The 22,959-nt window shown below is 41.6% G+C and carries 17 protein-coding genes, 1 tRNA gene and 3 pseudogenes; 11 read left to right on the top strand and 10 right to left on the bottom strand.

The genetic code is table 11. The features are described from left to right. Nucleotides 1–80: 80 nt before the first annotated feature. Together B1L02_RS02590 and B1L02_RS02595 are read right to left on the bottom strand one after the other, a co-directional pair. Nucleotides 81–776, bottom strand: coding sequence for a hypothetical protein (locus B1L02_RS02590; RefSeq protein ID WP_088529797.1), 696 nt, complete (start codon nt 774–776; stop codon nt 81–83). A gap of 131 nt (nt 777–907) precedes the next feature. Next, nucleotides 908–1,945: a P-loop NTPase fold protein gene (locus tag B1L02_RS02595; protein ID WP_088529798.1), complete on the bottom strand. Its 1,038-nt coding sequence runs from the start codon at nt 1,943–1,945 to the stop codon at nt 908–910. Between the two features lie 365 nt (nt 1,946–2,310). On the opposite strand from B1L02_RS02595, the pseudogene B1L02_RS02600 reads away from it, so the two are divergent. The 3 genes and pseudogenes from B1L02_RS02600 to B1L02_RS02610 form a co-directional block, all read left to right on the top strand. Next, a pseudogene (locus B1L02_RS02600) lies at nt 2,311–2,560 on the top strand (transposase); the annotation flags it as partial. An 82-nt stretch (nt 2,561–2,642) separates the two neighbouring features. Next, nucleotides 2,643–2,945 carry an IS66 family insertion sequence element accessory protein TnpA gene (gene tnpA / locus B1L02_RS23655; RefSeq protein WP_157757219.1) on the top strand — a complete coding sequence of 101 codons (303 nt, stop codon included), beginning with the start codon at nt 2,643–2,645 and terminating at the stop codon, nt 2,943–2,945. Nucleotides 2,946–3,024: 79 nt separating this feature from the next. Beyond that, nucleotides 3,025–3,996 carry a transposase gene (locus B1L02_RS02610; protein WP_088529801.1) on the top strand — a complete coding sequence of 324 codons (972 nt, stop codon included), beginning with the start codon at nt 3,025–3,027 and terminating at the stop codon, nt 3,994–3,996. Nucleotides 3,997–4,308: 312 nt separating this feature from the next. Here the strand turns inward: B1L02_RS02610 and B1L02_RS02615 are convergent, their stop codons facing one another. Beyond that, nucleotides 4,309–4,896, bottom strand: a complete 588-nt coding sequence (locus B1L02_RS02615; RefSeq protein ID WP_088529802.1) for a hypothetical protein — start codon at nt 4,894–4,896, stop codon at nt 4,309–4,311. A 356-nt stretch (nt 4,897–5,252) separates the two neighbouring features. Continuing rightward, nucleotides 5,253–5,381: a hypothetical protein gene (locus B1L02_RS24980; RefSeq protein ID WP_257790106.1), complete on the bottom strand. Its 129-nt coding sequence runs from the start codon at nt 5,379–5,381 to the stop codon at nt 5,253–5,255. Between the two features lie 555 nt (nt 5,382–5,936). On the opposite strand from B1L02_RS24980, the gene B1L02_RS02620 reads away from it, so the two are divergent. The 3 genes from B1L02_RS02620 (at nt 5,937) to rimI (ending at nt 6,810) form a co-directional block, all read left to right on the top strand. After that, nucleotides 5,937–6,013: transfer RNA gene (locus B1L02_RS02620), tRNA-Trp, on the top strand. Between the two features lie 64 nt (nt 6,014–6,077). Further along, nucleotides 6,078–6,374 (top strand): hypothetical protein, encoded by a 297-nt coding sequence (locus tag B1L02_RS02625; RefSeq protein ID WP_088529803.1) that lies wholly within the window; start codon nt 6,078–6,080, stop codon nt 6,372–6,374. After that, nucleotides 6,364–6,810 carry a ribosomal protein S18-alanine N-acetyltransferase gene (gene rimI / locus B1L02_RS02630; protein WP_088529804.1) on the top strand — a complete coding sequence of 149 codons (447 nt, stop codon included), beginning with the start codon at nt 6,364–6,366 and terminating at the stop codon, nt 6,808–6,810. The genes B1L02_RS02625 and rimI overlap by 11 nt, the downstream gene beginning before the upstream one ends. On the opposite strand, the pseudogene B1L02_RS02635 reads toward rimI, so the two are convergent. The 3 genes and pseudogenes from B1L02_RS02635 to B1L02_RS02645 all read right to left on the bottom strand — a co-directional run bounded on the left by B1L02_RS02635 (nt 6,802) and on the right by B1L02_RS02645 (nt 14,157). Next, nucleotides 6,802–9,482, bottom strand: a pseudogene (locus B1L02_RS02635) (ATP-binding protein). The gene rimI and the pseudogene B1L02_RS02635 overlap by 9 nt on opposite strands. A gap of 183 nt (nt 9,483–9,665) precedes the next feature. After that, on the bottom strand, nt 9,666–12,593 hold the full coding sequence (locus B1L02_RS02640; RefSeq protein ID WP_088529805.1) for a TonB-dependent receptor domain-containing protein: 2,928 nt from the start codon (nt 12,591–12,593) through the stop codon (nt 9,666–9,668). Between the two features lie 463 nt (nt 12,594–13,056). After that, nucleotides 13,057–14,157: a tRNA nucleotidyltransferase gene (locus tag B1L02_RS02645; protein WP_088529806.1), complete on the bottom strand. Its 1,101-nt coding sequence runs from the start codon at nt 14,155–14,157 to the stop codon at nt 13,057–13,059. A 90-nt stretch (nt 14,158–14,247) separates the two neighbouring features. Between B1L02_RS02645 and B1L02_RS02650 the strand changes: the two genes are divergently transcribed. Together B1L02_RS02650 and B1L02_RS02655 are read left to right on the top strand one after the other, a co-directional pair. Beyond that, a complete protein-coding gene (locus B1L02_RS02650; protein WP_088529807.1) occupies nt 14,248–15,162 on the top strand; it encodes an ExeA family protein in 915 nt (304 codons plus the stop codon). Nucleotides 15,163–15,170: 8 nt separating this feature from the next. Then, complete coding sequence (locus B1L02_RS02655) at nt 15,171–16,148, top strand: general secretion pathway protein GspB (protein WP_088529808.1); 978 nt, start codon at nt 15,171–15,173, stop codon at nt 16,146–16,148. A 2-nt stretch (nt 16,149–16,150) separates the two neighbouring features. On the opposite strand, the gene B1L02_RS02660 is transcribed toward B1L02_RS02655, so the two are convergent. Next, complete coding sequence (locus tag B1L02_RS02660; protein ID WP_088529809.1) at nt 16,151–17,362, bottom strand: HD-GYP domain-containing protein; 1,212 nt, start codon at nt 17,360–17,362, stop codon at nt 16,151–16,153. A 128-nt stretch (nt 17,363–17,490) separates the two neighbouring features. Between B1L02_RS02660 and B1L02_RS02665 the strand changes: the two are divergent. Further along, nucleotides 17,491–18,803, top strand: a pseudogene (locus B1L02_RS02665) (M20 metallopeptidase family protein). Between the two features lie 55 nt (nt 18,804–18,858). On the opposite strand, the gene B1L02_RS02670 reads toward B1L02_RS02665, so the two are convergent. Then, a complete protein-coding gene (locus B1L02_RS02670) occupies nt 18,859–20,199 on the bottom strand; it encodes a peptidoglycan DD-metalloendopeptidase family protein (protein ID WP_088529810.1) in 1,341 nt (446 codons plus the stop codon). 151 nt (nt 20,200–20,350) lie between these two features. Between B1L02_RS02670 and tyrS the strand changes: the two genes are divergently transcribed. Next, entirely contained in the window at nt 20,351–21,550 is a 1,200-nt protein-coding gene (gene tyrS / locus B1L02_RS02675; RefSeq protein ID WP_088529811.1) for a tyrosine--tRNA ligase, read from the top strand. A gap of 326 nt (nt 21,551–21,876) precedes the next feature. Beyond that, nucleotides 21,877–22,125, top strand: a complete 249-nt coding sequence (locus B1L02_RS02680; RefSeq protein WP_088529812.1) for a DUF1289 domain-containing protein — start codon at nt 21,877–21,879, stop codon at nt 22,123–22,125. Here B1L02_RS02680 and B1L02_RS02685 read toward each other — a convergent pair. Then, nucleotides 22,109–22,798 carry a transporter substrate-binding domain-containing protein gene (locus B1L02_RS02685; RefSeq protein WP_223191941.1) on the bottom strand — a complete coding sequence of 230 codons (690 nt, stop codon included), beginning with the start codon at nt 22,796–22,798 and terminating at the stop codon, nt 22,109–22,111. The two genes, B1L02_RS02680 and B1L02_RS02685, sit on opposite strands and share 17 nt — an antisense overlap. Between the last annotated feature and the right edge of the window lie 161 nt (nt 22,799–22,959).

Raw genomic sequence — 22,959 nt, forward strand, 5'->3', positions numbered from 1 at the left:
TACACAGCACCTCATTTCACATATATCAAACCGATTATGGTGAAGCTGTAACTTGTTTCTGCTCCGACTTGAGTGCCTTGTTAGTTGTCTTCTTCCAAAGCTTCTATAGAGGTTTTTATGTAGCCATTGATTAAAAGACTTATTCTGTAACCACTTAATTTACCTCTTGACTCGATTTGTTTCTGCTCCAGTAATGATTCAATATTTTTTAGCCACTCTAATTCAATTAATAGGTTTGCATTAAATTGTTTAACCGAGTAGCGATGTTTAAACATATAGCCGACTTGTCTAAATTTACTTCCAGGAAGAGAAAGCAGTATTTCAACAAATTTATTTGGGTCAATGTCCTTTAATATTGGAGTGTTGTAATATAAATTTTCCTCCCTATTACACTGGATTAATTTAAGTGTAAATAAGTCTGTATCACTCTGCATTAATTCAATCAGCTCTCCAGCAATGTTTGGTATGCACTTTACTTTATATAGCTCTATTTTTTCATTAAGGTACTCTTCAAATTGCTCAAACTCTTTAAGATCCCTTCCAGAAAAACCTAGGCCACCCCAGCCATCTCTGTCATATTCAAAGCTATTGTGATTTAATTCAGAGGGAAGGTGGTTATTATCAAAAAGGAAATCTACATATATTTTAAACAAGCTTAAAACCTTAGACTTATCGAAAGGTATTAAAGATATATCTGATAGTCGAATGAACAAACCGGCCAAGTGCTTAACAATCTGATGATGCGTATATTTATGGTCAATTACTTCTTGATTCACAATCTCAAAAAGCGATTCGAATTCCGAATCAGAAAGGTCATGGTAATGCCATAACTTAACCCAGTTTTCAGTATTAGTATCTTGATAATGCTTATTACGCTCTATTGATTCTTTTATCTTCTGTTTATCAGTTATGCCCTTATCAAAAAATCAACCCATACTGATTCTTCTACTAAAGAATCACTAAAATTGATCATCGGATATTTTGAAGATAAAACTGAATATAGTGATTTGGGCTTATCTTTGTCTTTATCGAGTAAGCCATCGTATATACTATCTTTTACGCGAGATATTATTTGGATTGAATAATTTGCGCTCCTTGTTTCAAATGCGAAGCATAAGAATAAATTAAGAAGTTCAGTGATCAAATCTACTTTATCAAAGCTGGAGCTTGGCAACGCATTGTAAAGTCGTTCAAAATCCCATAGCGCTTGTTTTAAGTGCCGTAAATTTTTACATTGCGAACTGGAATAAACTGAAATTATATTGGTCAAGTTATCTTTGTAGATTTTTTTTATTTTATCTGATGATGAAGAATCTATAAAAGATTCAAGTGCTAAATCGGTATTTGGAACCAGCTCAAAGGTTTTGCCAATTAGTTTTTCTTTTGCTCTTGAGTAACATTTATTGTCATCAGATTTATCAAGTATTTCATCTTCATTTGCAACGATTAGTACTTTATAGCCTTGGTGCTCAACAAACTGATTTATATAACCTAATACATCACCAATTTTCATTGAACATCGCTCTAAATCATCAAAGACGAGTACAAAGCTATCTGTGTTTTTCAGGTAATCTGGCAATTTTAACTCTTCAGCTGGGATTTTAGCTGTTGTTTCACTCTTCCCATCACCATCTAAATCTAATTTAATCGTTGCTTTTAATAGTCCTTTAGCAATCTTTGAAGTCAGTTTCATTCCCTTTGAAGAAAGCACAGGATGCATTTGCTCAAAAAACGAGTTTTCAATATCCTCAAAGCAAACCATCCCATAAAGACTTACATATAAATATTTACCTGAGTTTTCCGTCAGACGGTCAAGCGCTTTTTGTATAAACCACGACTTACCCGAACCCCATGCTCCTTTGATCATGACAGCATATTCTGGAGCCTGTTCAAACTCAAAATAGTAATCTAGGAAATCATTTATGTTATCGTTTTTCTCAGACATCTGAATCCTATTCGGTAGTAGTCTAAATAGACTACTAACATTTAGTATTTATGCGACACGCAGTTTGTGTAGCATAATCGCTTGTTGGACTGAGCCGCTACCTGCTCGGTGTGTCAGAGTTGGTGTTGTCTATGCTATGGCTTACTTAGAAAAAATAAGCTTTTTGGAGGCCCTCACTTTCCTAGCTAGTGTTATGTAAGCTTTCCCTGCATTGCTCAGCGCTCATTATGTATTCATTACATCTAAATTCGCCTTAATAAGCAATTACGCTAGTGAACAAATCGCTGCAAATCGCTGACACCCACCACTAATTTGCACCTTCCTAAGCTTTAATTCTGCACTCAAAGGATTGAGGAAACCAAACTATGGCTACTGCCCGTAAAAAAACAAATCAGTTTAACCGACACCAAATACTACCACTGTATCTCCCGTTGCGTAAGGCTTGCTTTTATGTGCGGCGAAGATAAATTTACTGGCAAATCATACGAACACCGCCGGGACTGGGTTGAAGAAAAGCTCCTGATGTTGGGCTCCGTGTTTTGTATTGATATTTGTGCTTATGCGGTGATGAGTAATCACACTCATATTGTTTTATATGTTGATGATAGAAAGGCTGTAAGCGTCGGCCAAACCACACCTAGCCGCTGAGTGATCAGAACTTATAAAGTAAAGCTCTGATTTTAACTCGGAGCTAATCATGCCTAAACATAAGACCGCGCAGCAATGGTTTACACTTATCGAGCAGCAAGCGCTTAGTGGCTTGTCTATCACTGATTTTTGCCAGCAGCACAACCTCAGTACAAAATCCTTCTATTATCATCGCGCTAAGCATCATAAGAAAAAAGCGCCTCAGAAATCTCAGTCTTCCTTTGTGGCTGCTCAGCCTGCTGTGCCAGCGCCCGTCCCCAGCCGCCACTGTTGCAATTCAAACATGGCCAGAGCACGGTATTGCTGCCATCAACAACAGATACCCTTTGGCTCGCAGAAAGTAAATCGCTGACACCCATCACTAATTTGCATCATCCTAAGATGCCGTCTAAGCTTTAATTCTGCACTCAAAGGATTGAGGAAACCAAACTATGGCTACTGCCCGTAAAAGACAAATCAGTCTAACCGACACCAAATACTACCACTGCATCTCCCGTTGCGTAAGGCGCGCATTTTTGTGCGGTGAAGATAAATTTACTGGCAAATCATACGAACACCGCCGTGATTGGGTTGAAGAAAAGCTCCTGATGTTGGGCTCCGTGTTTTGTATTGATGTCTGTGCTTATGCTGTGATGAGTAATCACACCCACATTGTTTTATATGTTGATGATAAAAAGGCTAAGCGCCTGTCGGATAAAACGATTGTGATACGATGGCACAAGTTGTTTAAAGGTAATTGGATAAGCCGTAAATTTACTGAAGGTGAGCCACTCAATGAGTCGGAACAATTGATATTCGACGAGCTGGTTCATGAGTACAGAGAAAGACTCGCAGATATTAGCTGGTTTATGCGGGTACTTAACGAAGACATCGCCCGCCGAGCAAATAAAGAAGATAATTGTACAGGTCGGTTTTGGGAAGGACGGTTTAAATCCCAAGCATTACTAGACGAGGCAGCACTGGCTGCTTGTCTCGCTTACGTAGACCTAAACCCAATTAGAGCCAAAATCGCCGCAACGCCCGAGACCTCAGACTACACCAGCATCAAAAAGCGCATTGACCATGCGAAATTAGGTAAACAACCAAAAAGTCTCCTACGCTTTGCTGGTAGCCCACGAAAACATATGCCTAAAGGCCTACCTTTTGAACTCAAATCCTATATTGAGTTGGTTGAACTCACAGGCCAATGTATTCGCGCCGACAAACGAGGCTATATCTTTGAGTCACAACCCATTCTTACTCGACTAAATATCGAACCTGAGAACTGGATAAAACTCACTACGCAATTTTCTCGGGTATTCCACGGTGCAGTTGGTCGAGAGCGAACAATAACCGCTTACTGTGAAACACTGCAAAAACGACGACGGACAAACCTAACAAACTGCGAGCGCTTGTTGGCTTAGTAAAGCGAACACTATCAACTCGAAAATCTATAACTGCCGTATTTGCAGCGCGTTGCCGTGCGTGATAACCCAATTTTAGTGCGGAGATACGCTTGGGCGCTCAAAATTGGCCTATAGATGAGCGTTTCTGTACCCAGTGATTTAAGTATTTTGATACTTTTTAACCTAAGTTTGTCCAGCGTTGATGCAAATAGTATTGGGTGTCATCGATTCGTACTCTTTGCCAATACAAATTAGCTGCTTAAAAGCAGCTAAAAAGAATCGTTATGCTTACTTGACCGGATAAGGTTCATATGTGTTATGTTCAATTTATTAAAATATGTCTATTTCGTGATAGAAAGAAAGGGTAGCTATATACATAACAACAGAGACTAAAGCTAAAATGTATTTTTTAGAATTAGGCATTGTTCCTGAAGAATTGAAATTTAAAATAATTAATGGATACAAAAGAAATAAGCTTAATACAATATTTTTCAAATAAGCATAGAATAAAATTATTATAACTTGGTCAGTAACACCATAAGTAGCAACTAAACTAACAGATACAGAGGTTGAAACAGCCAACATGACAGAAATCAATCCAATCAAGAAATTCGTAGTTGGGATCACGATACGATTTTCAAAAAACTGATTTACCCCTTCTTTTATTTGTGTTGATTTAATGAACCCTAAAACTAGCACTACAAATGATAATAAAAAAATACTCTTACCAGCTTCATGTTCTGTCATTATGTCACTAACATGTTTAGTTATGCTTGCACCAAATATAGTTTCTTTTAAGTCATAAAAGCTAGATACGCAGGCGAGTAATAATAACGATACAAGAAACACGATAAATAAAGTGATAGCCCCACCTAAATCTAAACCAGTAGCTTCTTCGTATCTTTTTACAAACTGCACTATAAACCTCGACTTTGAACATAACAATCTTAATCTACGAGCGATTGGGTCGTTTTTCTGCCGTGAACCGTCTCGAGTTTCTATCTAAGGGATTTTTATCATAATGGATAACTTATTGCTACAAATAGCTTTCAGCCTTTGCAGCTAAAGTTACTTGAGGGCGAAAAGGATCCAATCGCTCGTTTTCCTGACTATACGAGAAACTTGTAAATGGACAGCCGAAAATAGATAAGGAGAAGATCTGCTTTTCGCTCGACTGAGACCTTAACTCTAACTCATTTTGGGGCAGAAGCGTGTTTGGGGGTTTTAACAACAAGAGTCAGTACCGCTTACACTGACCCGATATTGAGGTGGCGTTACTTAGTCGAGGATTTGCTCGGCTTTAAGCCCGGAGTGTTGCCTGGCGTTTTTTTGTTGTCACGTCGACGTTGAACTGGCTTGCCAGTTGATTTGGCAATTGGTTTTGGCCCTGGTTTCAAACCCATGATTTGATCCTTTTATTTAATGAGGTTATTCCTCGCTGTGTGATTTTTGGGCAGTATTGATGGCTTTCAAGATGTGTATGAGGAATAATCTAAAGATATCCCCAATATTTCTTGCTGGTAACCCATGCTTTAATGTGTTTTAAAATGTACTGCGATAAGTTGGGGGGCGCAAGATGGATAGAATTACCTCGGGTCCGCGATGGCTGAGTATTGAAGAGAAAAAGAGCTTCGTCGTGATATGCAAGAGTCCTCAGCTTGGGGCAAAGCTGAACTAAAACGTCGACGAGACGCAAAAAATCAAAAAAATTCTGCGCATAGTATAGATGATGGTATCGAGAACAGCTAGCTTTCTAACTAGCTGCTATGTAGATATATTTTCTTCTTGTTGATCTTCTAGCGGGAATAATGACTCTAAAATGAGTTAGCACCCCGCTTAAGAAAAGGGCGAATATGATAAATATTCGCCATTTTGCTTGTTTTAGAAGCAGTTGAATCAAAAAAGTGATTTTTTCACTTTACCTTTCAAAAAAGCGCTTTATAATGCGTCGACATTGCAGGGGCGTAGTTCCAATTGGTAGAACAGCGGTCTCCAAAACCGATGGTTGCGGGTTCGAGTCCTGCCGCCCCTGCCACTTCTTATTTTGCACTTCGCATTTTTTCAAAGTAAACTCCCTTAAAAAATTAAGCTGCTTAGCCATGAATCCGATTTACGCAGATATTCTTGATATTGTACCGCTAAAGCTAAATTCTACATTTGCACATCTTGACCCTAACGCTGTTGTTACTACTGCTGCGAATGAGCTTCAACAAGTAACTTTACCGGCTGTTTTGTTGCAGGACTTTGAATTGGTGATGGGTAGAAAAATTGAGGTTGTCATGGGCAATACGATCGCACTTAAGAATAACCAATTGAGTTTGCCAAGTGTACAACTAAGTACAAGTCAAAAGCGTGAGTTGTGGCAATTAATCTGGAGTCAGCAAGATGCAAGTTAAGCAAGGTGGTTTACTGCAGTTTCCACTTAATGAGATTATGCAAGTAGAACAAGCTTGTCATGCTTTTCCTTGGAGTGAGAAAACCATGCAGTCTTGCCTTCACGGTCGTTACTTTAATACGGCTATTGTTGATGGTAATACGCTGGTAGGCTTCTACGTTGCAGAGCGTGCGGGCCCAGACTTAACCTTGATGGATATTTGTATTCGTCCTAATTATCAAGGTAAGGGCTACGCGAAGCCATTAATGGAAGATTTGTTAGCGCAAGCGGAGAGCTTGCAGGCAGAAAATATCTTTCTTGAGGTAAGAGCGTCAAACACTGCGGCAATCGCGTTATATCATCGCTATGGTTTTGTCGAAATGGGCTTGAGAAAAAACTACTACCCGAGCACTCATGGTCGTGAAGATGCAATGCTCATGGCTTTACCATTAGCCTAAGTGACTATTATCCGCTTGATGGTCTATTGATAGGGTATAGCGCATAGCCTCAGTGAGCTTAAGCAAATAGTAATGGCGGTTACTATTTTGTGTTTTTTGCAAACTTGTTTCTAATTCCCCTGCGGCTTCATGAATATTCATAAAGCCAAAGCAACCCGCGCTGCCTTTGATACTATGTGCCAGTGCCCTTAAAGATTCCCATTCTTGTGTATCATAAAGTTTTTGCAGCTCAACTAGCTGTGACGGCAGTTTTTCGACGTAATTGCGACTTATTTGTAAGAACTTTTCGGTGTGTAACAAGGCATCCCACGAAGAGGACTTGTCATTTTGAAGTTCAAGATACTCTAGTAGCAATTTACCTAGTAATTCTTTATCTATCGGCTTGCCAAGAGTGGCATCGCACCCTGCTTTAACATGGTTGTCTATATCGTGTTTCATCACATTAGCGGTAAGCGCGATGATTGGTCCATCATAGGCTGCATGTCTGAGCATTTGTGTCGCTTCTTCACCACCCATGATTGGCATTTGCATATCCATTAAGATCAGTTGATAGTCTTCAACCAGCGCCATTTCAACCGCTTCAGCACCGTTATTAGCAATATCAGGAACTATACCCCAGTTAGACAGTAGCAGCCTAATAAGCTCTTGGTTATCGGGGTTGTCTTCCGCAACGAGGACCTTGGCATCAAGCTCTTTTACCGCCGCAATATGAGTTTTCTGATTATCTGGCTGTGTAGGTCGTTCAAGCGCGTTTAGCCAAGTGTAAGCGCGATCTTTGAAGTTACCCGATACTTCAACAGAAAATAAGCTTCCTGTGCCTTGTTGGCTTTGTACGTGTACATCGCCGCCAAGCAATTGTGCAAGATTCTTTGAAATACAAAGGCCAAGTCCTGTGCCACCGAAGCGCCGAGTTGTTGTTGTGTCAGCTTGCTCAAATGGCTTAAATGCACGCTCTAGCTCATTTTGCGACATGCCAATTCCGGTGTCTTTGATACTAAAGATAAACTTCTCGGATTCTGGCTTAAATTCTACTTTTAAATGAACGCCGCCGTATTCAGTAAATTTCACTGCATTTGTTGCGATGTTAAGCAAGATTTGCTTTAAGCGAGTAACGTCGGTGTAAAGCTTGTCAGGTAAGGGGAGAATAAACTCTGTGGAAAAGTTCAGTAACTTTTCATTTGTCATCGGTTCAATGATGGACTCGATATCATTGATGAGTGGCATAACCATAACCTCAGATTCCTCAACATCGAGTTTCTCCGCCTCGATTTTCGAAAGATCTAAGATGTTATTGATAAGCTCTAAAAGGTGTTTAGAGTTTCTCAAAATAGTGTCTAGATGTTGCTTTGAGGTTGGAGAATTAGGATGCTGTATAAGCTGCTCGGTAAACCCCATAATAGCGGTAAGCGGAGTACGGATCTCATGACTCATGTTAGCTAAAAAGCGACTTTTAAGCTGGTTTGCTTGCTCTGCTTCCACAATGGCAACTTCTAGCTTGCTATTGGTTTCTTCCAGTTCTTTGGTTCTGTCTTCAACTTTCTCTTCCAAGTGCTCTTTGTAATCCTCAAGCTCGCGCTGAAAGGTACGAATTTGGCCGATCATATGGTTGAAATCTCTGAAAAGAATGCCAACTTCGTCACTGTTATGCTCTGGTAGCGCCACCATCAGGTCGCCATCTCCGACCCGATGGCTCGCTTCCCCAGTAATTCTATGGGGTTGAGCAACAGATTGCGGACCACAATAAAAATCAAAATCGGCAATGTAACGACAGATAGAATAACGATCAGAGCCGTGATCAGACTAATGGTTTTACCTGAGCGATAAAGTAGTGATTTGGGGATCGTTGAAATATAGAAGTAGCCACCGCTTAGTTGAGCGCTATAGGTCATCCTTTCTACGTTATCAATACTATGAATAACGGTTGAGTCTAATTGCCCAAGGTCAGCAATATAGCCAATTTCTTCTATTTCACTGGCGCTTAAGTAGTGACCAATGAGGTTCGTGTCTGAACTAAATAGCACCTCACCATCAATGCTCACTAATAGGTTTAGCGTATTGTCGTATGGTGCTTCGAGAATACTGGTACTTAAAAGAGAAGGAGAGACTTGTACGACGATATAACCTTGTTGTCTAGGTTGCTTGAGTTCGTAATCTACGCTGTAGATTTGCTGGACAAAATACAGCTGAGTACCTGCACTTGAGGCAACCATAAATTGATGTTGGCGCAAGTTACTTTGCATGATTTGTTTGGCGAAAGGGTAGAGGTTTGGTGCTTCCCCCAAGTTACTGGAATAAAATGCGGAACTTCTGCCATTGGGAGATAAAAGATTGATGCTGATAATATCAGGATACGCTTCACTGTAACTGGCAAAAACATCCATCAGTGCACCTAAACGCTTGGTTTTTTCCATCCTTTCAAGGTTGGCAGAATTAAGAAAGTCACTAAGTACAGGAGAGGTTGAGAGCAGTTTTGTTGTGGACTGGTAGATCTCAATATAATTGAACATCTTCTGCTGTTGTTGTTCAACGAAACGACTAACAATGAGTTTGGCTTGTTTTTGCGTTGAGCTAGTTACGTTCGTGAGTGTAAAGCCGCCAAGAAACAACAAGGGTAGTATCACAAGTGGTGTGATATACCAAAGAAGTCGAATGCTTAACTTGCTTGTTTTCATGGATGATTAGCTGCCTTGCTACACGAAATGCTTATTACAAAAAAATTAACAAGAGTATTAAATCATAAGCGGGAGAGGTGAATACTCAAGTTTGTCCAATTGCGTCGAAAATACGATAAAAGGTGGGGATTAAATAAAAAAGCCTCCAAAAAGGAGGCTTACAGGTCGTAATTTTACAGCAGATTAGAAGTTATACTTCATACCTAGTGATAGACGACGACCTTTAACATCGAAGAATTCACCGTCATCGTATGTATACGGTGTACGAGGCGGCTCTCTATCAAATACGTTATTTATACCAACACGTAATTGTAGATCTTCAACCAAGTATGTTTTATACATGAAATCTACAGTAGTGTAGGAAGAAACCGCATTGAAGTTGTTATCTTCAGGTGTCCACTCGTTATCTTCAACAGTGCTGTGGCGATAGTTTACTGTTACTACGTATGCGGAATCATCATGCGTGTATAGTGCACTGAAACGACCTTTCCAGCGAGGTGCGTCATCAGTCTCACCCATGTAGTTACGGAAGTCTTCCGCACGGCCTGTTGAGTTTTGGTTATCTTCAATCAAATAAGTCGCAGTTAGTTTAAGTGCAAACTCACCGTTTAATGCGTCAAATTTGTATGCAGATTCAAAGTCCATGCCTTTTTTGGTGATTTGTGCTGCGTTAATTGGACGCGAGTAGAAGTTTTCAATTTCACCCGTATCTTTGTTACGTACAAAGTTACCACAGAAAGGATTGTCTAAAGAAGAGGCTTCGTAACATAGCTTAATGCTGTCACGACCAAAGTACTCAATTGCACCGTCGATTTCAAATGACCAGTAATCAACAGTTAGGTCTAGACCTTCAACAAACTCTGGCGTGTAAATCACACCGATAGTGTAGTCATTAGATACTTCGTTCTTTAGCTCTGTATTACCTTGGATGTAACCAGGTAAGCTACCACCAGATAACCACTCATCAGAAGGCATCCAACCAGCAGCTAGGCCAGCAGCTTGGCAGTTGTTGATGATGTTGTTTCTGTACTTGTAGTCATCGCTTAGCTCAGCGATTGAATCTGCGCGACAAATGTCTGCACGGCCTGAACTGTATGTCTTAGAGTTAGGAGTAAACAGATCGCCTAGGTTTGGCGCACGTACTGATTTAGAACGGTTTAAACGTACACGTAGTTCGTCAGTTACGCCCCAGTTTAGTGCTAGTTTCCAAGCATCGTCACCACCTGTTACAGAGTAATCCATGTAGCGGTATGCACCTTCAAAAGTAAGGTCAGTCGCTAGGAACTCATCCATCAGTAGCGGTACAGAAATCTCAGCTGAGAGTTCTTTAACTTCGATTTCGCCATCCATAGGTAGGCTTGAGTTACCTTTGATAAGACCAAGCTCCATGTTTTCAGATGGACGGATCTTAGCAACTTCACGGCGGTGCTCAGCTGTAAACGCTGCACTTACGTAACCTGCTGGTAATTCAAATAATACACCATCAACCGTAGCACCAAATACTGCTTGGTCGTGTCTTGCAAAACGAGTTGCAGTCGTTGAAATATAACCTAGTTGTTCCTGAGTTGCGCTTGTCGCACCCATTGGATTGAATGGTACACAACCTTCACGCGCACCAGTCACGTTACCGTCAGCATCACGGGTAGCACACACAACTTGACCGTTATCATCAACTACTGAATCGATAGCGTATGCTAGATTGTTTTTATAAACTTCACCAGTCCACAGCGTGTCTTGTTCGATGCGGCCGAATTGGAAGTATGTGCTGTAGCTCCAGTCATCGTTAATGATGCCTTCAGCACCAATTGATGAACGGAACACTTCGCGCTCTTGGTTATACTTACGGTCACCCCATAAGTTTTCATTTGCTTGATAAAGTGTTACTGAGTCTAGACCTGCGTCATCCATCACTTTACCCATGGCATCATTTACAAATGCGCTATCGCGACGGATTGTGTGTGAGAAAAATGCTGGGCTACTTTCAGTCGTTGCTTCTGTCTTAGAATAAGTCGCATCAAATGTTAGTGCATGTTCATCATTCAGCTCATAAGTACCGTAAAGAGTACCGATCATTCGCTCAAGAGGTGTGCGGAAATAATCTTTATAACCGTGTCTGAAGATAGCATCACCAGGGTTTGCTTCGTCGTAAGTGTAACGGCCAGCAGCACGCTTTGAAATTGCTGGGTTAGGATCGTCGATTAGACCAAGACCGTAATCGAAAGGACGCATTGTACCGTCTTCATCGAAAGTGAAGTGGTTGTTTTCAAAAGCTTCACGTGTCTTTGTACCTTTCCAAGCAAAGAAGTCACCACGCTCTGAGTAATAGCCAAGAGCTGTTGGGTGATTAAACTCGATATCAGCAGGAATACCGTCACTACCACTTGTATTTTTAGGGTTAGAGATAGATCTCATGCCGCGCTTGAAGAAGTCACGGTCTAGTTTCGCGTAGCTTTCATTTTTGGTGTAGTTTAATGATGTAATGAAAGATAGTTTTTCTAGCTCTTGACCACCTGTAATAGAGAAGAAGTATTCTTCACCACCGCTCTGTTCAGGCTTTACTGTAGATACATCAACTTCTACACCATCGAATGACTTTTTGGTGATGATGTTTACAACACCAGCTACAGCGTCAGCACCGTATACTGCCGCAGCACCACCCGTTGCGATTTCTACACGCTCAATGATTGAAGTTGGGATGTTGTTTAAATCTACCGCAGTGTCACCAACAGAGCCAGGCACAAAACGGCGACCATTAACTAGTACTAACGTACGCTCTGAACCCAAACCACGTAGGTCAGTTGTATTTAAGCCTGATGCATAGATATAGTTAGTTGTATTCTCTGGAGATAGGCCAACTGTTGCTTGAGGCATTTCAGCTAAAAGGTCATTTACGTTTGTGATGCCCTGGTTTTCAAGCTCCACACCACCAATAACAGTAACTGGAGTAGGTGAAGTTAGGTTCACACGTTTGATTCGAGAACCAGTAACTTGAATACGCTCTACTGATTTTGCTTCTGTTTGTTCGTTTGCAACAGCTACTGAACTACTTACGGCACCAGCCACTAAGGCAACTTGGATACCTGCGGTAACTAGATTTAACTTCTTCAACATTTTGACCCTTATTTACTTTGTTTATAACGACGGTCAACTCTTTCCATACTTTGAAAGGTGATATATCGCAATATAGGTGCCGTGTTTTTATCATAAACAATTGTTAAATATAGCTTTTGTTTAAATGTGTATGATGTTTATAAAAGGTGTAATGTGTGATTTTGTTGTTCTCGATTTTATTTTTCCATTGTAAATCAGGTGGTTGGCGTATTGCTTTGTGTCATCTTTTGTTTACGGTTAGTGAGCGTTTACAAATGCTGTTATTGTTTTGAAAACAATAAATTCAAATTTGATAGAAGTGGTATAAGTTTTAGCGGTAATTTTGAGCGTTTTTGTAGCTGGATTTGTAACTTTTATGTGGTATTTGCTGTGCTAAAAATGAGCGTTTGGTATTCTGGTGGTCATTTTTGTTGGAACTTTTATAGATAGGCTGAAAATCAACCTATCTTTTTATATGAAATGGCTATTTTTGTATAGCTTTTAAGCGCCTGAGATTGAGCTGCTCTTGAATAGCCTTTCCCTGATAGCCCTCTGCAATGATCTCTTGTACGTCTATGTTGCGAGTTGCTAAAAAGTTCTGCGTAAGTTTGTCACAAAGCGCGCGGAAATTATCACTTACCTTGCTACAAATATAACAAAAACGCTCTAGTTTCTCTGGTCTGCGCCATACGTCAATATTTTGTAATATGATAAGCCAATCATCCGACGTTTTATTTTCCTTGCTCAATAAATCAAGATTTGTGATGAGCTCTTTGCTGCTTTCTATGTAAACATTCGGCACTTTGAATTGTTTTGCTTGCTCCAACTGAATCAAGCAAGTACCTGAAAAGTAACAGGCAAGGCTGAATTGTGCTAAGCCATCGAACGCATCGTTCTTTTCAAGTCTAGAGAGTGCATTTTGGAATTTGTCATAGATTGCTTGATCCCATTTGGGGAGGTATGGAGTAACGGCATCAAGTGCGTCAAGCCTCCAAACGGTATGTAGAAAGTGTCCTAAACCTTTATCTTGGATCGTCTTTTCTATTTCTAGCCAAATACGCTCTTTGGTTAAGGTTTGTAATTCACCGTTAGCAACCATGGTTTGCATCAGGTGCCAAGTTTCAGTTGCAATGGTGAAGTTGTATTCTTTATAGCGAGCCGCAAACCGAGCTACTCGTAATACTCTAAGTGGATCTTCACTAAAAGCGCTACTTACGTGACGTAATACGCGGCTTTCTATATCTTTCTTGCCGCCGTATGGGTCGATAAGGGAACCATCATCATCTTTGGCGATAGCGTTGACAGTGAGATCTCGGCGCAGCAAATCCTCTTCCAGTGTGATTTCAGGGCCGAAGTCACAAATAAATCCGGTATATCCTTGACCACTTTTACGCTCAGTGCGTGCAAGTGCGTGCTCATCTTTGGTGGTTGGATGTAAAAACACAGGAAAATCATTACCAACTTGCTGATACCCCAACTTGATCATTTGTTCGAGTGTGCTGCCAACGACCACATAATCTCTTTCTTTTATTGGGCGCCCTAGCAGTTCGTCTCTAACTGCACCGCCGACGAGGTAGATTTTCATTTTCTATGTTCCATTTTCTGCGATTCGAGGTTTTATCTTGAACCGGATTTTGCCATTATAGATCGCATCATAACAATAAAGAGACAAGTCGTGTATTTACGCTATTTTGGGTTAACTGAAAAACCCTTCTCGATTGCTCCAAATCCTGAATTTTTATTCCTGAGCGAACGTCACAAGGAAGCACTTGCACACTTAACCTATGGGTTGGGTGACGCGGGCGGTTTTGTGCTACTGACAGGTGAAGTGGGAACGGGTAAAACCACCGTAACGCGCAGCATGTTGGCTCAACTACCTGAATCAACGAAGGTTGCTTTTATACTTAACCCGTCACTATCTGAGCTCGAACTGCTCGCGACGATTTGTGATGAACTGGGTATCGACTATGACAGCAACAACGCCACATTAAAATCACTTACAGATGTGATTAAGCATAGATTGTTAGAGAACCATCATAGTGGTGGTCATACCATGTTGATCATTGACGAAGCTCAGCATTTAGCACCAGAGGTACTTGAGCAGCTTAGATTGCTGACTAACCTAGAAACAGATCATAAAAAATTGCTACAAATTGTATTGGTAGGTCAGCCAGAGCTACAGCATTTGTTACAGCGCAACGAGTTGCGGCAATTGGCACAAAGGATCACGGCGCGTTATCACTTGCTACCACTTAGCGAATCTCAAGTCTTTGCTTATATACAGCACCGACTTCAAAAAGCCGGTTGTCAGCAAGCTTTGTTCCACCATGATGCAGTAGCCTATGTACATCAAGTGACAGCTGGGATCCCGAGATTAATAAATTTATTGGCTGACAGATGCTTATTAGGTGCGTACTCAGCATCGCAAACTCAGGTAACGAAAGCGATAGCTGTTCAAGCAGCAAAGGAGGCGTTACCAACTAATTTGGTTCCAGTAGCAAGCCAAGAAAAGCGTCGCGTACCATTATTGTTCACTGTTTGGTTGAGCGTGTTATTTGCTGCAGGCTTTAGTCTTGCAAAATTGGTGTAGAGGGAAACATGTCGTATTTAACAAGTGCAATGAAACAGTCGCAACAAGGCGCAGATGCCGAGCAGAATTATTTGAGCCAACGGCAGGACGCCCAACTCATTTTCTATAAAAAGCTCGTCACCTATGCCGGTGCGGGTATTTTATCTTTGTCTTCATTTGGTGCAGGGTATTATATTGGTAAGATAACGACCCCAGCAGAAGTGCAACCAGCAGTAACGTCTAAAGTGGAGTCGAAAAAAGAAGAGCAAGCTGAGCTTGCTACAGATCTTGCGGTGGAGAATAAACAGCAGGCGCAAAAAGCCAATGTTGCTAGTCAAGAAGTGAGTACACCAGCGACTACTTCAGCGACAAACAACACTGTTAATCCTAATCTAGCGACGCAAACTGCTGAGCCTGAGCAGCACTTCCAGTGGGTATCTGTGCAAATTGGCGTTGATAACCAAGGCAAGCCTTTATATCAACAACAATTGGTACCAGTAAATTCCGTTAAAGCTGTGCCTGTTGTTTCAACCCCTGAACCAGATACCGTTCAACCTAATCAGGTTACCCAAGACTCATCCCCAGGAGAGATCCGAACTGCGGGAGAATATGCGGGTTATCGCGTATTCGGCGCTAAGCCAAAACCACAAGATGATGAACTTGCCGGTGTATCTGAAGAGCTTAAAAAGGCCTTTGCCGAGGCAGTGAAAGAAACGGCGCCTCATGAAGAGCCTGAGGTGCTTTCTACGACTAAGGACTCTGCTTCAGCTACGCCCATCGCGCTGCTGCCAGCGCGACTGCAAAATAGTATTCCAAGCTTGCGTTATCAAGCACATATTTATGCTACCGACTCTCATGAGCGGTGGATAAAAATAAACAATAGACCCTTATACGAGGGCGATAGCTTAGGGGCTTTAACCGTTGTAGAAATTACACCAGAACAAACTCGTTTTGATTTTGACGGTATAGAATTCAGCCTCGAGGCAATGGAGGACTGGCTGCCTTAATATCAAGGCAGCATTGAGTGTTTAAAAAACCGAATAAGATCAAGCTTGAATTCTTCAGGCTTGATCGCTGACTCTAGCTCATCGTTTGTTTTTTTTGCGCTTAAATCGATATCCTGAACTTCAATGTAATGCATGTGCTTAGCGTGATAAAACACTTTAACTACGGGTTTTAGTGGCGTTTGGGGATTGCTTTGGGCAATAACACCGACCTTACCACTGGTGAGCTTTACTAGAGTGCCTACTGGGTATACACCAATGCAAGCAATAAACCGACTTAGTAATTGTTCGTCAAAATGATGAGGACATCCTTCACGCATTAGCTTAAAGGCTTTGATTGGCGTCATCCCCTCTTTATAGACGCGCTCGGCGGTCAATGCGTCATAAACATCCACAATTGCGGCCATTCTGACATGCTGAGGCAGTTCATCTGCGGTTTTACCATAAGGGTATCCTGTGCCATCTAGGCGCTCGTGGTGATAGCCAGCTATTTCGCAAGCAACTCGTCCAAGACCAGCATTGAGCAAAATATCAAAGCTATATTTTGCGTGTGACTTCATGATGCTGTATTCATCTAAGCTCAACTTCCCTGGCTTATGTAAAATATCATCAGGAATTTCTATCTTGCCAATGTCGTGGAGCAGCGCTCCTGTGGTCATCTCCTCTGTTAACTCCCGTGAGTAACCAAGGTGTTTACAGAAAATTGCCATTAAGATAGAAACATTAATAGAGTGCTCCAATAAATAGGTGTCTTTTTCTCTGATCCGAGCAATACAGGAAAGCGCGTCTTGATTACGAAACACGGAGTCGATAAAGCCGCTTGCTGTTGCTTTAAAAGCCTCTATTTCTATCGCTTTACCTGCTTTAATGTCCGCAAATGCTTTGCTTTGAATTGCTTTTGCTTCGTTGTAAAGCGTAACGGCGTGCTGCATTTCTGCTGCAACGCTACACTTTATCTGCCAAGGGTCATGCTCTGGCTTGTGCGGCTCCTCTATGTTTTCGTCATGAGGAGGTTCATCGTTAGGATCGTGTTCAGAAAGGCGCTTACTGGGGTCGACTGTTACCTCTAAAACGCCGCTTTTTTGTAGCTTTGTAATGCTTGTTTTCGTTCTCACCCAGCCCTTGGTTTTAATCGCAACTGAGCCTGTCTGCTTTGTCACACCGACAACAAACATACCTGGCTCTAAATTACTGATATTAATGTTAATCTCTGGCATGGAGGTTCCTTAAGTTGTGTATTTAAGCGTAGCAAAACTTAGTAAAATAGAAAGGACTAAAACATAAATATGATTGATTTTTCGCCGACAAACCCGCATCCTGAAAGAAACGAAAAGGAGTCTATCTTATGCGCTTATCTCCCTTGGCTTTTGGCCTCATTACCACTTTATCTTGGCAAGCAAATGCCGATTTGAAACAACAAGTTGCAGAGTCTATGCCTGCACTTGAGTCTTTGTACCTACATTTACATCAAAATCCGGAGCTTTCTTATAAAGAAGAAAAAACAGCAGGGCGTTTGGCCGATGAAATGCGCAGGCTTGGATATGACGTCACAGAAAATATAGGTGGCTTTGGTGTTGTTGGCATGCTGAAAAATGGTGACGGTCCAACTGTGATGATCCGAGCTGATACGGATGGTTTACCAATTATTGAAGAAACAGGGAAGCCATACGCGTCAAAAGTAAAGGTGAAAGATGATGCGGGGAATTTGGTTGGTGTGATGCACGGTTGTGGTCATGATATCCATATGACCAGTTTAATCGGTACTGCGAAACAGCTAATGGCTAATAAGGAAAAGTGGCAAGGTACATTGATGCTAGTTGCTCAGCCCGCAGAAGAAGTGGGGGGCGGCGCGAAAGCTATGTTAAAGGAAGGGCTTTATACTAAGTTTGCTAAACCTGATCACGTTATTGGTTTGCATGTAAGCGCGGCCGTCCCTGCAGGTAAAGTAGCGATTGCACCGGGTTATGCGTTGGCTAATGTTGACTCAGTTGACATCATAGTTAAAGGCAAAGGGGGCATGGAGCCTATCCACATACTACTATTGATCCTGTGGTGTTGGCATCTCGGATTGTACTAGGACTACAAACCATTACATCAAGAGAAATCTCTCCGTTAGAACCGTCAGTGATCACGGTAGGCTCCATTCACGGTGGTTCTAAGCACAACATCATTTCAAACGAAGTAAAGCTACAATTGACGCTACGTTCTTATAATCCGGATGTGCGTGAGCAGCAAATAGCTGCGATCAAACGCCTGACTGCAGGTATAGCACTAAGTGCTGGATTAGAAGACAGTCTTGTGCCTGAGGTTATCGTTCATGAAAGCGAAAGTATTCCATCTACCTACAACAATCCAGAGCTGGCAAAGTTTGTAACAACTGCTATTGAGCAAGAAATAGGTGCTGAAAATGTTGAGCAGTCTCAGCCTGTTATGGCGGGAGAAGACTTCGGTTTATATGGCCGTACTGATGACAATGTACCAATCACGATTTTTTGGCTAGGTGGTGTTAACCAAGCGGTATTTGATGAAGCGCAGAAAAGCGGTGATCCTTTACCTTCGTTGCACTCTAGTAAATTTGCGCCGGATTATCCTATTGCCATCGCGACAGGGGTAAGAGCAATGACCAATAGCGCACTGGCTTTGTTTAACCGAAAATAAACGCATTAATTTTATCTAACATAGTAAAAAGGTAGCCTTGGCTACCTTTTTGTTTTTAGTCTTTATTTGCTGCTGCAAGCATCAATTCTCTATTGCGCTCTAGTTTTACCAGCATCGCATCTGCGATGGGTTTGAACTTCGCAAGCTCAGACTGAGGTAATGGCTCAGACTTCGGCAGTTTTACTGTTTTAGGATTACGGTGTACGCCGTTCACTAAAAACTCATAATGAAGATGAGGCCCTGTAACGCGACCAGTTGAGCCGACGGTACCAATTTTCTGTCCTTGCTTCACTTTTTGACCTGTCTTCACGGCGCGTTTATTTAAGTGTAAGTACTTAGTCACATACTTGCTGCCGTGCTGAATAAACACATAGTTACCATTGAGCTTATTGTAGCCAGACTTTAGTACCTTACCATTACCGGAGGAAACCACCGGTGTGCCTACGCGTGCCGCATAGTCTATACCATTGTGAGAAGATACTCGGCCAGTCACAGGGTGAAGACGGCGTGGATTAAAGCTCGAGCTGATATATTTGAAGTTAACTGGTGCTCTTAAGAAGGCTTTTTTCATGCTGCGGCCTTCAGGGGTATAGAACTCATCATCAGTATGACGAACCGCGCTGTAGCGCTCGCCCTGGTTGATAAATTCTGCGGCAATAATTTTACCATTACCGATTTCTTCCCCATCTACATAGTGCTTTTCAAACACTAATGCGAAAGAGTCGCCCTTACGAATATCGTTTGCAAAGTCGACATCCCAGCCAAAAATGTCGGCGAAGTTCATTATCTGACGTTCGCTAAGACCAGCTGAAATACCTGCGCTCCAAAAGCTGGAGTTGATCTCGCCACCCGCTGACTTTTCTCGAGTTTCGATTTCTTTGCTTTCGATTTTGGTTTCGTAACTACCCTCGTCATTTAACGTTACCAATAAGGTATCTGTTTTTGACAAGATGTATTTTAATTGAGCTAATTCACCACCATCATTGCTAGCAAAGCTAAGCACTTCTCCCGGGTGGATTTTTGTCAGCTTGCGAGTTTCTGCGTTGGTATTGACCAGATTGTGTAACGTTTTGGCAGAATAACCTGCGCGTTTAAAAATCACGGCCAGGCTATCGCCAGACTTGACTTTGTGATCTTTAAATTCAAATACAGGTTGTTTAGGAGCTGACTCAGGCGTGATGACTGGCGCTGCATCTAATTCAGTCAGTTGCTCTGTTTTTTCTGATATTTTTACTGGCAACTCGTAACGTTTCCCAACTTCCAAAGCTTTTCCGTCATTGTCTTTTGAAGCTGTTGCTTTTTCAGAGGGGATCAGGGCAATTCCGACCATCGCAGATAGGAAGCCGATGATGAGCACTTTGTGCTTTTTGGGGAGCTTATGAACCACATGAACCATAATGCGCCTTTTCTGCTGTCAAGAATTATTGTAGATAATATTGCAGGATATACGTAATAAACCCGTAATACCAGTGTTTTGTGCATTTAAACTCGGTTAAATATAGGCTAGAATCGAGCGATTACAAGTTATAGCTGTTGGAGTGAGAATAGTGGATTTAGAAACTGCATTTGCAGAGATTAGCCGTGGTGCAGAAGAAATTCTGTTGCAGGATGAATTAAAAGAAAAGCTGAAGTCAGGTAAAAAACTACGTATTAAAGCGGGTTTCGATCCAACAGCGCCTGATTTGCATTTAGGACACACAGTGCTAATCAATAAAATGAAAACCTTTCAAGACTTAGGTCATGAGGTGATTTTCTTGATTGGTGATTTCACTGGTATGATCGGCGACCCAACGGGCAAAAATGTAACTCGTAAGCCACTCACTCGCGAAGACGTGCTGGCAAATGCAGAAACATACAAAGAGCAGGTATTCAAAATCCTTGATCCAGCCAAAACCACTGTTGCGTTCAACTCTGAATGGATGGAAAAGCTAGGCACAGCTGGCATGATCAAGCTCGCTGCACGTCAAACTGTGGCGCGTATGCTTGAACGAGACGATTTCAAAAAGCGCTATGCAAATGGCCAAGCAATCGCGATCCACGAATTTTTATATCCACTGGTTCAAGGTTGGGACTCTGTAGCATTAGAGGCGGATGTTGAGCTTGGTGGTACCGATCAGCGCTTCAACCTATTAATGGGTCGTGAGCTACAAAAAGACGAAGGGCAAAAGCCGCAAACTGTACTGATGATGCCGCTACTTGAAGGCACAGACGGCGTACAAAAAATGTCTAAGTCATTAGGTAATTACATCGGTATCACTGATGCACCAAACGACATGTTCGGTAAGGTAATGTCGATTTCTGACGACTTAATGTGGCGTTACTATGAATTGCTAAGCGCGAAAACGCTGGATGATATCGCTGCACTTAAAGATGAAGTAGCGGGCGGCCGTAATCCTCGTGACATTAAGATTGAATTTGCCAAGGAAATGATTGCTCGATTCCATAGTGAAGCAGACGCTGAAGCGGCACATCAAGACTTTATCAAACGCTTCCAAAAGAATGCGTTACCTGATGAGATCCCAGAAGTGACGGTAACTATCGAAGGTGAAAGCACGTTTATCACTAACTTGCTAAAAGAAGCAGGTTTAGTGGCGAGTACTTCAGAGGCGATGCGCATGATTAAGCAAGGCGCAGTGAAACTAAATGGTGAAGACAAAGTAACGGATACCAAATTAGAAGTTGCCAAAGGTTCTTGCGAAATCTACCAAGTAGGTAAGCGTAAGTTTGCAAAAGTAACGGTAAACTAAATTAGTTCACCTACATCTCATTTTAAAAAGGCTAGGCTACAGAGTATCTAGCCTTTTTCATTTAGGGATGTAAAAAGAGTGAGATACAGTTGATATTTGTAGTTATTGTTTTTTGAAGGCATGTCAGTTCCCATTTCAATTTCGCTAATTCACAAGCAAGCTTTATCCTTAAAAAGGTCGAGAAAGTCGCCCTCGAAGGTTAAGTGATTTTGAATATAAACGTTATTTGATTGCTGTTGGATGCAAAAAAGCTAATAAGAATTACACCTTGGCAGAGCCTACCCTAGCCAGTATGCTTAGGTTAGGGTTAATGGCGTAGCGTATACATGGAACAAATTGAGATATTTGAGATCCCAAGTCCGTGTAAGGGGATCTGTCAGGTAAATAATCGTGGTTATTGTAAAGGTTGCTATCGCAGTCGTGAGGAGCGCTTTGAGTGGAATAATTTGAATAACGAGCAAAAGCGTAAAGTTATCGCGTTGTGCCAGCAGCGTTATAAAAGGTATTTGCAACGTAAATCAAAAGCGGAGCAAACTGAGAACCAAACAGGAGAAAACTTTAAATTTGATATTTAGCTTTGAGCATTTGTATTACTCCTTCCTGCTCAAACTCTTCTAATTTTGCTTTGATAAGTGGAACTAGTTGTTCATGGTGCTTATGCACAAAGTGAAAGCTTTCAACAACGGCTAAGTTTTTTATTTGTAATGTTTCTTCATTGATATTTTTTAAGTGTGGCTTTAAGTGGAAGTCGAGTATCAATGCGCCTTCAACTTGCTTCTGCATGACTAAGTTGAGCTGTGACACCGCGCTTTTAACGCCAATAATATAGGCTGTAGTATGGTGTTCAGCCAAGTAAGTAGCTGCCACTGGATAGCCGCTGCGGACAGTTAACGATTGAAGCTCTTTAAGTTCACAATGCCCACATAGGGTAAATAGCTGTAAATTGAACTGAAATAACGGATAGTCAATACGGCGCAGGTTTGGATACTCTTTTTCTACACTAGCAACTCGAGCCAGCTGTCCGTCCAAGTTACCTGCATTAGCTGCAATTAAAGAGCCTTTATGATTAAACTCTTCTAGTCGTAACTCTATTCCGAGAGATTGATAAACCATTCTCATCAGTTCGATTACGTAGAGTGCTTGCGGAGTGTGCGGAGGTTTATTGAAGCGCATCACTTTTGGTAGTTCATTAGTAGCGTGTGCACCAATTGAAATTATCATTAATACACACAGTAATACGGCTTTCAATCAAACTCCTTCGGTGGGTCACTCAGTGATTTACGTGGATTTAAGTATACATAATTTTTACAATAAAAGGCACGCTATCGCGCTTTAATCAAAACTAGATTTTGCTGCAATAGATGTACTGCCTTGTGATACACTCAAGTTCTCCTTTGTTTAGAACTGAA

Origin of the sequence: Pseudoalteromonas piscicida (genome assembly GCF_002208135.1) — a bacterium.
Lineage (GTDB): Bacteria > Pseudomonadota > Gammaproteobacteria > Enterobacterales > Alteromonadaceae > Pseudoalteromonas > Pseudoalteromonas piscicida_A.

Coding starts and splice junctions, on each gene's coding strand:
- B1L02_RS02680 (WP_088529812.1), top strand. CDS start 21,877: ATGGAACAAATTGAGATATTTGAGATCCCAAGTCCGTGTAAGGGGATC.
- B1L02_RS02610 (WP_088529801.1), top strand. CDS start 3,025: ATGGCTACTGCCCGTAAAAGACAAATCAGTCTAACCGACACCAAATAC.
- rimI (WP_088529804.1), top strand. CDS start 6,364: ATGCAAGTTAAGCAAGGTGGTTTACTGCAGTTTCCACTTAATGAGATT.
- B1L02_RS02595 (WP_088529798.1), bottom strand. CDS start 1,945: ATGTCTGAGAAAAACGATAACATAAATGATTTCCTAGATTACTATTTT.
- B1L02_RS02645 (WP_088529806.1), bottom strand. CDS start 14,157: ATGAAAATCTACCTCGTCGGCGGTGCAGTTAGAGACGAACTGCTAGGG.
- B1L02_RS24980 (WP_257790106.1), bottom strand. CDS start 5,381: ATGGGTTTGAAACCAGGGCCAAAACCAATTGCCAAATCAACTGGCAAG.
- B1L02_RS02655 (WP_088529808.1), top strand. CDS start 15,171: ATGTCGTATTTAACAAGTGCAATGAAACAGTCGCAACAAGGCGCAGAT.
- B1L02_RS02670 (WP_088529810.1), bottom strand. CDS start 20,199: ATGGTTCATGTGGTTCATAAGCTCCCCAAAAAGCACAAAGTGCTCATC.
- tnpA (WP_157757219.1), top strand. CDS start 2,643: ATGCCTAAACATAAGACCGCGCAGCAATGGTTTACACTTATCGAGCAG.
- B1L02_RS02660 (WP_088529809.1), bottom strand. CDS start 17,362: ATGCCAGAGATTAACATTAATATCAGTAATTTAGAGCCAGGTATGTTT.
- B1L02_RS02625 (WP_088529803.1), top strand. CDS start 6,078: ATGAATCCGATTTACGCAGATATTCTTGATATTGTACCGCTAAAGCTA.
- B1L02_RS02640 (WP_088529805.1), bottom strand. CDS start 12,593: ATGTTGAAGAAGTTAAATCTAGTTACCGCAGGTATCCAAGTTGCCTTA.